At 39.6% G+C, this 13,589-nt stretch carries 11 protein-coding genes; 2 read left to right on the top strand and 9 right to left on the bottom strand.

Going from position 1 to position 13,589, the window contains the following annotated elements; all coding sequences use genetic code 11:
- Position 1: 1 nt before the first annotated feature.
- The 3 genes from JW841_05740 to JW841_05730 all read right to left on the bottom strand — a co-directional run bounded on the left by JW841_05740 (position 2) and on the right by JW841_05730 (position 2,796).
- On the bottom strand, positions 2–178 hold the full coding sequence (locus JW841_05740; GenBank protein MBN1960428.1) for a hypothetical protein: 177 nt from the start codon (positions 176–178) through the stop codon (positions 2–4).
- 144 nt (positions 179–322) lie between these two features.
- On the bottom strand, positions 323–2,038 hold the full coding sequence (locus JW841_05735; protein MBN1960427.1) for a HAMP domain-containing protein: 1,716 nt from the start codon (positions 2,036–2,038) through the stop codon (positions 323–325).
- A 74-nt stretch (positions 2,039–2,112) separates the two neighbouring features.
- Entirely contained in the window at positions 2,113–2,796 is a 684-nt protein-coding gene (locus JW841_05730) for a response regulator transcription factor (protein ID MBN1960426.1), read from the bottom strand.
- 45 nt (positions 2,797–2,841) lie between these two features.
- Here JW841_05730 and JW841_05725 point away from each other — a divergent pair, with 45 nt between their 5' ends.
- Together JW841_05725 and JW841_05720 are read left to right on the top strand one after the other, a co-directional pair.
- The gene (locus tag JW841_05725; GenBank protein ID MBN1960425.1) at positions 2,842–3,405 is read left to right on the top strand and encodes a hydrogenase maturation protease; all 564 of its coding nucleotides are present in this window, start codon (positions 2,842–2,844) and stop codon (positions 3,403–3,405) included.
- Positions 3,406–3,629: 224 nt separating this feature from the next.
- The gene (locus tag JW841_05720; GenBank protein MBN1960424.1) at positions 3,630–6,446 is read left to right on the top strand and encodes a DUF2135 domain-containing protein; all 2,817 of its coding nucleotides are present in this window, start codon (positions 3,630–3,632) and stop codon (positions 6,444–6,446) included.
- A 193-nt stretch (positions 6,447–6,639) separates the two neighbouring features.
- Here the strand turns inward: JW841_05720 and JW841_05715 are convergent, their stop codons facing one another.
- The 6 genes from JW841_05715 to JW841_05690 form a co-directional block, all read right to left on the bottom strand.
- On the bottom strand, positions 6,640–7,848 hold the full coding sequence (locus tag JW841_05715) for a S8 family serine peptidase (protein MBN1960423.1): 1,209 nt from the start codon (positions 7,846–7,848) through the stop codon (positions 6,640–6,642).
- 12 nt (positions 7,849–7,860) lie between these two features.
- Positions 7,861–8,313, bottom strand: coding sequence for a S8 family serine peptidase (locus JW841_05710; GenBank protein MBN1960422.1), 453 nt, complete (start codon positions 8,311–8,313; stop codon positions 7,861–7,863).
- A gap of 109 nt (positions 8,314–8,422) precedes the next feature.
- Positions 8,423–9,628 (bottom strand): galactokinase, encoded by a 1,206-nt coding sequence (locus JW841_05705; GenBank protein ID MBN1960421.1) that lies wholly within the window; start codon positions 9,626–9,628, stop codon positions 8,423–8,425.
- 111 nt (positions 9,629–9,739) lie between these two features.
- On the bottom strand, positions 9,740–10,567 hold the full coding sequence (locus tag JW841_05700) for a carbohydrate ABC transporter permease (protein MBN1960420.1): 828 nt from the start codon (positions 10,565–10,567) through the stop codon (positions 9,740–9,742).
- Positions 10,568–10,571: 4 nt separating this feature from the next.
- On the bottom strand, positions 10,572–11,690 hold the full coding sequence (locus JW841_05695; protein MBN1960419.1) for a sugar ABC transporter permease: 1,119 nt from the start codon (positions 11,688–11,690) through the stop codon (positions 10,572–10,574).
- 78 nt (positions 11,691–11,768) lie between these two features.
- The gene (locus tag JW841_05690; protein ID MBN1960418.1) at positions 11,769–13,136 is read right to left on the bottom strand and encodes a carbohydrate ABC transporter substrate-binding protein; all 1,368 of its coding nucleotides are present in this window, start codon (positions 13,134–13,136) and stop codon (positions 11,769–11,771) included.
- Positions 13,137–13,589 lie beyond the last annotated feature (453 nt).

The following is a 13,589-nucleotide window of genomic DNA, read 5'->3' as shown; positions in this document are numbered from 1 at the left end:
CTTAAAAAGCCACTTGCGCCATTAATATTACTTGGTCTTCTGCTTCTGCATCATCATACTGAAAACGATAATAATTTAGCTGCATTTTGGTCTCATTTTTTTGGATATACCAATTTAAACCAATATCGTAGTGCCAAAATTCATCCTTGCCACTATTAGTTTGCGGATCGTTGACCAACTATTTAATAAAACTGATATTAACAATGCACGCAAAGTCATTTGCTAACTCCTTAAATAAATGTCTGCTAGCTTTATATCGTGCACTTGTTACAAATTTATGACAAAATTGTGAAAATTAGGTGAGTTCTGTAACAACAAAATTCTATATTAAAGGTATTAATAATTCAAATTTGGTCCCTTTGCCTACTATACTCTCAACTAATATTTTACCTCCCATTGCTTCAATTAGATGTTTGACTATTGATAACCCTAAACCAGTACCACCAAGCTCACGAGACCTACCCGTATCAACACGATAAAATCGTTCAAAGAGGCGCGGTAAATGTTTCGCCTCAATCCCAGGACCGTTATCGGCAATAGTTATACGAATATTTTTTTCGATTATTGCAGCGCTAATAGAAATCTCACTATTAGACGGGCAATATTTAATTGCATTATCTATGAGATTAGATAACGCTTGTTCAAGCGCACGATGGTCAGCGCGTAACATTGGTAAATTTTCTGGGATATCGGTAGTTATTTTTATGTTCTTACTGTCAATTTGATTAGCAAAAAACCCAATCGTTTTTTGCAATGTGGATATTAACGCGACCGACTCAAAATTAAGCGAAAATTGTTGCGATTCAATATGTGATAAATCAAGTAAATCTTCAATAAGATGGTGTAGTCTTTCAGTATTGCGTTCTATTATTTCGATAAAATCTGCCGTAGCTTTGGGATCATTATTAATAGCATACTGCAGTGTCTCAAGAGCAGAACGCACACAGGCAACCGGTGTACGCAACTCGTGCGAAACATTAGCTACAAAATTTTTGCGTAATGATTCGAGACGACGAATATCGGTTACATCGAAAAACACACAAAGTAAATCATCATTAAAACCTACCTTTGCAGCATGTAACAACAAACGTCGCGGCTTTAGACCTGCTGCCGAAATCTCACCAGTTATTGCTGCTTGTGCTTGTGCAGCATGATCTAAAAATGATTTGAGTTCGGCATGACGTATAGCATCAAGCAGTGGCTTACCTTCGCTATCTTTACTTATTAGAAACATTTCACGAAAAGCTGGATTGGTAAGTGCAATAGCGCCTTTTTTATCAATTAATAATATTCCCTCACGCATTCCCGTTAAAATGCCACTTTGAAGATCACGTTCTGAACGTAAATCAGTAAGGGACCGCGAAAGATTAGTTGCTAACTCTGTAAGAGCATACCCTAAGGCGGCAAGTTCATCGTGGCCAGTAATATTAGTACGAGCTGATAAATCACCAGCGGCCATTTTTTTGGCGGTTGTTGTTAAGGCACGAACGCTACGTGAGGCGAGTTGCGTTGCCCCTGCCGATAAAACAATAGCAACAATAAGCGTTAACAAAGAGGCCCAAAGTAACAACCGTCGTAACGCCGCAATTGATGCATCGATTTCAATCAATGGTAAAGCAAGACGTACAAATCCTTTATCTGTTTGATTTATTGCAAACGTTTTAGCTACATATAGCAATCGACTTTTAATTGTAGTGCTGTAGCGTGAACTGACCCCATACTTATTGTTTAAGGCAGTAATAATTTCAGGACGTTTATCGTGATTTTCCATAGTTGCAATTTGTGCAATCGGTATTTCTGAATCGCCTAACACAATGCCAGTGTTGTTAATTATCGTTACCCGAGCTTGGGCTAATTTACCCAACTCATCAGCAATACTATCCCACGTCTTTGTCTCTTTTTGTATCACCGCGTTAGTTAACACTTTGCTAGTAACCACATGTTGTACTAGCTCTAAACGCACAAGCAAATCGTTCTGTATTTGACTTTCAAGATAATTTTTAAGCGAATTTGATAAATAGACGTCTGATACAATCAATGAGATTGCAATAAAACCTAATGAAAAAAGAAAAAGCTTCGCGCGTATTCCAAGCTTCAATCTCTTACCCTTATTTAAGGATGCTCCGCAAAGCGATACCCAACTCCACGAATGGTTTCGATATAATCACCAGCTTTACCAAGCTTCTCTCGTAAACGTTTTACATGAGTATCAATAGTTCTTGTAGTAATATCAGCTTCAATACCCCAGACATCTTCTAATAACACAGATCTTTCTTGTACTCGATTTTTACGGCTAAAAAGGGTAATTAAAAGTTTTCGCTCAAGAGTGGTAAGCAATATTTCTTGCTCATTAACAAAAACTCGATGAGCATCAAGATCAACGCGTAAAACACCAAATACAAACTCTTTGTGTAAAACCACTTCTTTTTTATTGCGTCGTAAAATAACATCTATACGCAACATCAACTCGCGAATACTAAATGGCTTTACTACATAGTCGTCTACTCCCAATTCAAAACCTACTATACGGTCTATTTCTTCACCTTTTGCTGTCAGCATAATAATTGGAATTTCAGCAGTTTTGGGCTGACGTTTAAGTGTTTTACAAATTTCATTTCCAGAGATATCTGGTAACATTAAATCAAGTAAAACTAAAGCGGGCGTTTTTTCTGAGGCTAATTTTAAACCTTCTTGCCCTGTAGCAGCCACCCAAACATCATGACCGGCTTGTTTGAGATTATATGATAAAATCTTTTGCAGGTCTTCTTCATCTTCAATACAAATAATTCGCACCATTACCTAACGCCTCGTTTTTTTACAAAAATAACCTTTGTGGTATAAATGTCACATAGCGATAACAATTATTTGGCACAATCTTCAAGACTTGGTCTATATGCTTATTCTACTATGTCTGTAAAACGTATATTAATCCTAGGATTAGGCAATACTCTAGTTTGTGATGATGGCGTTGGAATTTATGCTTCACGCACTGCTAGTGCTATGCTTGCAAAGCAGCCAGATATAAAAAATAAAATTGAAATACAAGAGGCTGAAATCGGTGGTTTTACGTTAATCGATATCCTGGCCGGTTATAATATTGCAATAATCATTGATGCGATAAAACTGCCGGATAGCATACCTGGCACTATTGTTGAACTATCAAGTGATACACTGAAGCGATCTTCACATCTCGTTTCTGGACATCAAATCGATTTGCCCACTGCTCTAACACTTGGTGCTGAGCTGGGATATCATATGCCAAAAACAGTACATATCATCGCAATTCAGATCACTAATGATACCATTTTCTCTGAACAACCAAGCCACTATCTTAAAACAGCTATTGATACTGCGGCAACACGAGCAATTGAATTTGCTAAAAAATATTTAAAAAAACTAATGTAAAAAAGGATTTTCTTATTCATTACTTGCATTCAGCGCCCGCTTACGATGTACTCTTTTGTAACTCATACGGAGTTATTCAATGCGTAAATTATTTAGCGCCTTTCTTATTCTTTTGTTCTATTCTTTTGTTCTCTGGCACTGGATTCGCTCAAAATATTACTCCAACCGTCCTCGTTTTAAGAAAAGACGCCAAGCCGGAGTCTCTGCAACTTAAAAATGTCGACATGCAAATTAACGTCGTGGGCATGTTAGCAGAAACTACGACTACCATGACCTTCTGCAATCCCTTTGGGCGTGTCCTTGAGGGTAATCTATATTTTCCTTTACCTGATGGCGCTACCCTTAGTGGTTATGGCCTTGATGTGAATGGTTTGCTTGTAGACGGAGTTATAGTCGAAAAAGAAAAAGGTCAGGTTGTTTTTGAAAAAGAAGTCCGTAAAGGCATAGATCCTGGTCTAGTAGAATGGGCTAAAGGCAATAACTTTAAAACCCGTGTTTATCCGATACCTGCAAACGGTTGTCGTACCTTAATGGTCAAATACGTTGCCAACCTCGATTATGAAACCAGTACTCTTAAATATACCGTACCTTTAAATTATAAAAACAAACTAGCACAATTTTTACTTAATATAATCACTGACGGTAGCAACAGTACCCCTAGTGTTAAGCTACCTGGATTAAAAAAGCTTCCTTTCTATAAGACCGAGAATGGCTATGCTGCCAAAACAACTATTAATAATAAAGCCTTAGTTGGTCAGCTTACTTTGACCTACGCTGATAAATATGGAAGGCAAGTAACAATTGAGCGTACACCAAATGCTGAAACCCACTTTTTGGTAAATGATAAACTACCAACAGCATCAACAACAGCTAGTGTAAAACCTAAACAACCAGGGCTTGTAACAATATTATGGGATGCTTCTAACTCACGCGCCCAAAGCAATCACCAAAAAGAACTTGATGTACTAGCCGCCTTCTTTGCTCGTTTTAATAGCAGACCGATTGTCGTTAAGCTAATTACATTTGCTAATATCACTCGGCCGATAAAAATATTTACTATAATTAATGGTAAAGCCGAAAAACTTGTTAATGAGTTACGCAACACCACCTACGATGGCGGAACCCAACTTGGTTCTATATCACCAGCAAGTAGCGATAAAATTTCTGACCTCTACCTGCTATTTTCAGATGGCTTATCAAACTTTGGTTTAGCACAAGCCAAAGGGTTTAAAGCGCCACTCTTTGCCTTTAGTGATGACTTAACCCTTAACTCCCTTTATTTGCGATGGCTTGCGCAACAATCCGGTGGTGATTTTTTCAATCTTGCTAGTACCACACCGGCACAAGCAGTAGCCGCTCTAGGGGGAGCAAGTTTGTCAGTAATGTCCATAACCTGTACTACGGGCAAGGTCGAACAAGTATTTCCGCAAGTTGGGCAACCAGTACATCAACAATTATTAATTACAGGCAAGCTTTTAAGCCCAACTGCGGAACTAGTTGTTGATCTTGGCATACAAGGAGTCAAACAACAACGGTTACACTATAGCCTTAGCACCAGAAATTCGAGCTATGGTGATATAGTGGCGCGTTTTTGGGCGCAACAAAAAGTTAACGAACTTGCGGTGTTACCTGAACAAAACCATCAAGCCTTACTTAATATCGGTCAAAAGTATAATCTCGTAACTCCGGCAACCTCATTGATTGTGCTTGAAAGCCTTAATCAATATATCGAACATAATATTCGACCCCCAGAAATGCTCGCCGATATGCGGACACAATGGGATCGGGTCATGACCGAACGCCAAGAACAAAAACAACGTGAAAATGCTGATAAGCTGGCAAATATATTAAGTATGTGGGAGCGGCGAGTTGCTTGGTGGAATATGAAGTTCAGATATCCACCAAATTTTAGATATATTGAAGAATCTAGCCAAAAGAGTGCGGCCAGAAGTCGTCGTAATGGCTCGGATGATCTCTCACTCGATGCGCCTGTTGAAACGATGTCTGCACCAATGCCAGCCCCAAGCGCTCCCCCTGCTGAAGAAGAAAAAATTGCAGAAAGCGCTACTCCCAAACCTACTGAAAAAAAAGATAAAACAAGCAAAAAACCTACTGATATGGAACAGGGTCAAAATGAGCCAACTATAGAGATCCAACCATGGTCACCAGATACTCCCTATCTTAAAAAACTAAAATCGGTAACTAAAGCACAACGCTACCAAACTTACCTTGAACAAAAGCAAATTTTTGGCACTTCGCCTGCATTCTTTCTTGATTGCGCCGACTTTTTTGCACAAATGCATGACAAGGCTCTTAGTTTACAGATTCTATCTAATGTATCAGAATTACAAATAGATGATGCGGCACTTTTACGTGCACTTGCATACAAACTTCGCCAACTTGGTTATCTTGATCTTGCTGCTATGGTTCTCGAAGAGGTTTTACGCCTTCGTCCCGAAGAACCACAATCTTACCGTGACCTTGCTTTAGTGCTTGCCGATCAAAATAAGTTTAAGCGTTCTATGGAATTACTAGCACATGTGGTAATGAATCGTTGGGATCGCTTTGAAGAAATAGAACTTATAGCGCTTATGGAACTAAACCGTATCATTCCTAAAGCCAAAGCTAAGGGTATTAAAATTATTCCTATTGACCCGCGCTTGGTTAAACTCCTTGATCTCGATGTACGCATTTCGCTTTCATGGGATACTGATCTTACCGATATTGACTTGTGGGTAATCGAACCTTCTGGCGAAAAGGCCTATTATGGCCATAACCAAACTACTATTGGTGGGTTGGTATCGCGAGACTTTACTCAAGGTTACGGTCCAGAAGAGTATGTTTTGAAAAAAGCCATGCATGGCACTTACAAAATCGAGACCAACTTTTTTGGTAGCAGAGCCCAGTCACTCACGGGTGCGGTAACTTTACAGCTCGATTTGTTCACCAACTATGGTCGAGCAAATGAGAAACGCAAGACTATTACCTTGCGACTTACTGAAGCTAAAGAAACATTTACAGTCGGCACGATGGATTTTTAATCTGCTCTCGCGCTAATGTTCGCCAGTCGCACGATATTGTTGGGTATAGCGTTTGGAGTTTTAGCGATTAGGTTCAGGCCACAGCCACTCGCCTAGCTCTTTTTTGCCGATGCGGCACTCCAAGTCTTCGATACGACGATGGCCGTTGCCATGGATAAGGGTGCCATGGCAATCCTTCCTGTTTTCTTAGGTATCATTGACATCTTTTTAAATCTCCATCTATATCAACAATCACAGGTGCAAAAGCTAAATCTCTTTGGCTGTTGTCTACTATAATCGGATAACCGTTTTTTAATACACCATGCGAATTAACCGCAACAAGATACGTTGGCCCACCCAACATAGTAGTAGACCAAACAATATCAAGCTCACCGTCGTTTTCAAGGTCAGTAATCGCGGGAGGATAGATGCTCGACTGCATACAATACTCATTATTATTTAAAATAACACCAGCAGGAAAACCATTAACCAAACTACCATCATGATTGATAGCTATAAGACTAGGATAGCCGGGTTTTACTGGTGCACTGATAATGATTTCTTTATTGATTTCATCACCATCTAAATCACCAACAGTGATTGGGGTTTGTTGTGAAAAGCCTGAATCAGCACGATAACCAATACCTGAATTCTGTCGCGGCCATCCGGGTGATAAAGTTGTATCTACGAATAGTGCACGAATAGCATCCACATATTGCCCGTTTGTAGAAAACACCCGTAATCTTATAAATAATGCAGCCCCGTTAATACCTAACCCACTATCTAAAACTGCAAGACGATTTTCTTGCTCTGCTCGTGCTGTCCCCTGCATGCGCACAACAAAATTCGGCGTATCGTTAAGATAATCTTCAACCGTCGCAGTAGCTATGTCGTAACCAGCAAAATCTTCGCCGCTTGCTATACCAAAAACTTCTATCGAACCATTATCATGTATATAATTATTTGGCGCTGCAGCTAAATATGATGGTTTTGTGATAAATGCATGCAATTTGGCGGGTTGTATAGTTGACTCAAACATAACTGCTATATTTTCAAGAACCGCGAAAGAATCGTCATTTGACCACTCTTGTTTGTTTGCGCCATAGTTATGCAAAATAATGCGTAGCTGTTCGCTAGTTAATTGAGGCCATTTTTGTAAAAGCAGCGCCGCCACACCTGATACTATTGGTGCTGCCATACTTGTACCATTTTTTATGTAATACTGAGCGTTGCCATTAGCATCACCAACAATATTCTCAGTGTCTTGAGAAAATATTGAATCTGCCGCCAATAACGAAAGCACTGATGTGCCACCAGGAGCTAATACATCAACACGACCACCGAGATTCGAATACCAAACACGTTCACCATTTTTAATTGATGCCCCGACAGTAATAACTCCATCTATATTAGCTGGACTCACTCGATAAGCATCTTAGCTATCGTTACCAGCAGCCGCTATAACTATGACGCCTTGATTAATAACACTAGTAACTGCATCATTTAGTAATTTACTTTCGCTAATGCCACCAAAAGAACAGTTAATAATATCAGCGCCATTATTTGTGGCGTACTGTAAAGCTTGTACTATAAGATCGACTGGACACCCTGCAACACTGCATGCACGCAGGGGCATAATTTTAGCATGAGGTGCAACACCAATGATACCAATATCATTATTGCCTGTAGCTGCAATAATACCTGCCACATGAGTACCATGACCAGTATCATCTACCAACGTACCCGCAGCGTCTATAAAATTATATCCTTTATAATCATCTATATAACCATTTGCATCGTTATCTATTGCATCTCCTTCAGTTTCATTAGAATTAACCCAAAGGTTAGCAATAATATCCAACCAAAACATGTATGCATATTGAGACATGATCGGGTGTAATGTATTATATTTCACTACATTGGTATATCGTTTTCATTTCTAACTCTTTGGTCTCCTTACCCCTAATATCTCCAATTCCAAAATATTGGTGTCCCAACTAATGGTGTCTGGCACCTTCGGCAAAACTGCCACTGTCACCCATACTCAGACAGTGAACACCCTGTGCTGCACTGGTCGTATAAAATTGGGGTTTTATATTCGTACGCCTTTCATACTCGCTTGCTACCATATGCTTGAATGTCGCAACGGACTCACTGGCAACAAGATTAATAGTGCATCCACCAAAGCCGCCACCTGTTAAACGTGCGCCAAGCACACCTTTAATTCCAAGCGCCAAATCAACCAGCAAATCAACCTCTGCACAACTTACTTCAAAGTTGTCACGTTGCGAGTAATGTGATGCAATCATCAATTCACCAAAACGATGAAGGTTACCAACCCGCAGAGCTGCTACACTTTGTTGCACAAGGTTATTTTCATTAATCACATGTCGACATCGTCGATAGATGTGTTCAGGCATTTCGCTCTGATATTTTTCGAGTTGTTCGATGCTTACATCACGTAGTGCTAAAATATTTTTTAGTCGCTTTTGCAGAATGTGCGTACCTTGTTCACACTCGAAACGTCTCTCATTGTAGCCAGCCGTGACAAGACTGCGTTTGACACCACTGTGGCAAATTACAAAGCGATAATCACCCAACATCAAAGGAATGTGTTGAAAATCAAGGCTACGGCAGTCAAGATACAACGCCTGCCCCTTTTTACCGGCAGCAATGATAAACTGATCCATAATGCCACATTGGGTGCCAACAAAGTCGTTTTCAGCTCGCTGACAAATTTTTGCCAAGCGTGCAGGAGCCATTGCAAAATTGATTAACGATAAAATTGCCGTACTAATTCCTACCTCTACCGCGGCAGAAGAACTAAGCCCTGCCCCAACAGGAACACCGGTGCCTATCACCAAATCACAACCACGAAGTTTAATGCCTTCGCAAATAAGCGCCCATAGTATACCACGTGGAATATTACTCCATGGCGGATTTTGTTTTTTTCCCATTCGATCTAACGAAAAAGATATAGTCTCATTGAACGCTACAGAATATATCCTGATGAGGTTATCATTTCGCAAACGTGCGGCCACTGAAGTTTGCATATCGATAGCCATAGGCAATACGAATCCATCGTTGTAGTCAGTGTGCTCACCGATGAGATTAACCCGCCCTGGTGCAACTACCGTCACGATTTTATCATCGCCGGTAAAACGTTGTGCTAAAATATCTTTAACCTGAAATAAGTCTTGCACGTATCTCTCCATAAATATTTTTAACTAATCAAGTATTCGCAGAGACAGAATTCAGTATACAAAATACACTTTTATATTTCTAATGCGCTAGCGCCGTAAGCGAGGCATAAATTATTGCTTTACTGAACCAGCAAGTAATCCACGAATAAAATATTTGCCAAGAAACAGCATGATTAGTACTACCGGAATAGCCGCAATTATCGCGCCAGCCATCGGTTCATTCCATTTAACTGCCTCGCCACCAGCGAGTTTTGAGAGTTTGACGGTTATGGGTTGGGTGGACTCAGTGGTAAGTGTAATACCCCATAAAAACTCATTCCATATCTGGGTAAATTGCCAAATACCGCCAACGACAAAACAAGGAGCTGAAAGTGGCAAAAATATACGAAAATATAAACTAAAATATCCTGTACCGTCCATGTTGGCAGCTTCTACTAAGGCATCGTCAATTTGATCATAATAGTTACGAAAAAGCAAAGTAACTATTGGTATACCATAGATGATGTGAGTACCGATTAACCCAGCGAGACCTCCGTAAAGACCTACCTTACTTAATATTTGAAACAATGGAATGAGAATAATTTCATAGGGAATAAACATACCAAAGATAAATAAAGTAAAAATGATTTCACTACCACGAAATGCCTTTTTCGAAAAAACAAAACCATTTATTGAGCCAAGACAAACCGAAAGCAAGGTGGCTGACCCAGTGAGAATCAGACTATTGGCAAAGCTTGGTAATATTTCTCGTACAGCTTTTATGAATGCAGCCCAGTCTGGACTTAATGGTGGGATCCAAGCCGTACTAAGATTAATGTCAGCCGGATCTTTAAATGCAGTAATAATGGTCATATATGCCGGCACTAAAAAAATCAGCGCCAAAACGATGAGGATTATATAAGTTATGGGATTTTTTTTATGCAGTCTGCTGCGAGCCATGGTTTTATCGCTGTCGTTGTTTAAAAGTATAAACTACGTAAGGAATAATAAACAACGAAGCTAATAGGAAAAGCAAACTAGCCATTGCTGCACCCATGGCAAAGTTATTACCTCTGAAGGTTGTTAAGAACATATCGACAGATGGATGTCCGGTTATTGGGTTATCTGGTTTTGACATCGCGAATATTAATGCAAATAGTTTTAATGATATATGTGAAAGTATAATTATTGCACTAAGGGTTATGGGATTTAAATTTGGTAAGGCAATTTTAAGGTAATAAGCGGCATCGCTGGCTCCATCCATTTTTGCCGCTTCGTATAAGTCTTGCGATAATCCACGCAGCCCGGCTAAGTAAACCGCCATAGCGTAGCCGACATATTGCCAGATAGCAGCAAAAATAATCCCGATTATACCAATGTTAAAACCGTGAGGCTCTTCATATGGCAGTAGTGGTGTCATACCCCATCGTGATACTATTGCAAAAGCAATAGCTAACAATGCCAATGACATTGGCAGCAAAAAACGTTTGCTGTAAAAATTGCGAAAATTTTTCACCGCAAAGATAAATGCAACTATAGCAATGATAACAGTAATTATAGTTGGTATATGATTCCAATCGAATTTAAGAATGGTGCCATACTCATTAAGCCATTGAAATTCTATCTTAGGCAATCCAATGAAAGTAGGTAGCATGTTTATGCCACCTTCAGGTTGCAGCAGCCAATTCCATACGGTGCCGGTAACAATAAAAGAGAGAGCCATCGGATAAAGAAACAGCGTACGAAAAAAACTTTCGCCTTTTGGATACTTATCAAGTAGTACAGCGATGAAGAAACCCAGAATAATAGTGCCAGCAAGAATGCCTATCCAGTAAAAAACAGCGTTAACTAAGTCTTGCCTAAATTTTGACCAAAAAGGGGCAGTAAATAATTCACTATAATTCTGCGCCCCAATAAAATTGATTACGGGATTTTCTTTTAAACCACCGCTACCACTGCCCCAATCGGTTAACGAAATAGAAAATGTATTGGCAATAAAGCCATAAACAAAAATAGCTAAAAAAATAATCGACGGTAATAATACCAAAATCGATATTTTAACTTCTTTATTAGAGGCGCGCATAAGTTAAGTAGAAAAAAAGTTAGGCCGAAATTACTCTAAAAATAAGTTATTTCGGCCTAACTGACAAATTATATGCGTTTATTGTTTAGTAATTCCGTTTTTTGCGGCGATATCAGCACAAGCACTAGCCGCTTGTTCGGCGTTTTTGTTTTGTAAATACGTTCCCATTACTGTTGAGAAGCTGTTTGAGAAACCTTCATTTGCAACTACACCATGCACAAGGCTGCCGACGATTTTATTTGACTGAAAATCTTTATAAGCTGATTTTGAATAATCGTTGTACTTATCGATATCTGCATCAGAGCGGCAAGGGATGGAGCCCTTAAGTGGATTAAAAGCATCTTGCCCTTCTTTAGAACCGCATAGTTTTAGCCAAGCAATTAAAGCAGGAGGATTTTTTGCGCCTTTGGGATATCCGAAGCTATCAGCAAGTGACATAAATACATCATTGCTGCCAGGAGATGGAGACCAACCGTAACCTTTGCCTGGCTCGAGTTTAAGAGTAGTGCTCATATACCCAGCCGCCCAGTCACCCATAATATTGAATGCGGCTTTTCCTTTAACCATGCGGTCAGTAGCTTGTTGCCAAGATAGCGAATCATGGTCTTTATTTACGTACTCAAGAATTTGACTAAATACTTTCCAAACATTAATTGCTTCAGGACTTGAGAAAGAAAGAGAGCCGTCCCATAGTTGTTCCCATTTCTCTGGCCCAAGCACACCTAAAGCAACTGATTCCCATAGATGATTAACCGTCCAGTTTTCACCGAGAGCTAATGGAGTAATACCTTTCTTCTTGAGTTTTTTGGCGATCTTAAAGAAATCATCCCAAGTCTTAGGAACTTCTACCCCCCATTTTTTTAAATTTTTAGGTATATACCACATTACATTTGAGCGATGAATATTTACCGGTACTGACCAGATCCCATCTTTAGTACCCAGTAATTTAAGCATATCTTGCGGGAATTTTTCCTTCCAGCCTTCTGCTTCATAAAGTGGAGTAAGATCAATCATTCTTTCCGCAGCTACCCAAGTACCGATTAGTTCTTGTCCAGCATGTATTTGGAAAGAATCCGGGGGATCACCACCAAGCATTCTGGTTTTTAATACAGCTCTTGCGTTAACACCTGAACCGCCAGTTACTGTTGCGTTAACGACTTTTACCTCTGGATTTTGTTTTTTATAAAGATCAATAAGTGCTTCAAGCGCTGGTCCTTCATCGCCAGCCCACCAGGAATAGATTTCTAAGGTACCTGTTGGTTTTTCGTCAGTGAGAATTAATTTTGCTGCTGCAGCGGGGGCTTCTTTTGCTTCTGCTGTTTCGGTTGTTGGAGTATCTTTAACCTCAGACTCGCTAATTTCTGTAGATTGTTTTTTACAGCTGCTTAATAATAAGCCAAGGCCAACGATAAATAATAAGGCACTGCAAAAGCTTTTTACTTTCATGTTGTGCTCCTTCGTGGCAAGTTACGTCTTTACAACTACACATCCATTTCAATCATAGCCTTCACTAATACTTCTGTTTCTGCTGCTTCTTCAATAAATCTAGCTACTTAAAAAATAATTGTGGCTAGGCAAATCTAAATTGCGGTGGCGATGCTGTCACGAAAAGAAGTATTCATCAAGAGGGTGAAGTGAATATTATATAAGCGCCACGATAAATGTTCGCATTAGCACATTTAAGGTGTCCATATTTAAGGCAATTACGCAATTATGGTGTCCGCAATTACGGCCAATTACGGTGTCAAACGTTAAAAAAAGTGTCGCAAAATGCGACACTACTAGTTCTCAAACATAGCTCAAACAAATAGTTACTTGATTTTACAAATCTTTTTTAATCACCAACATTGGCATCAGAATTGCTTTATAGCTGTAGCAACTACCTTACACTGGGGGGAT

Source organism: Deltaproteobacteria bacterium (genome assembly GCA_016931625.1).
GTDB lineage: Bacteria > Myxococcota > XYA12-FULL-58-9 > XYA12-FULL-58-9 > JAFGEK01 > JAFGEK01.
This window is presented reverse-complemented; position numbering and strand designations above follow the sequence as displayed.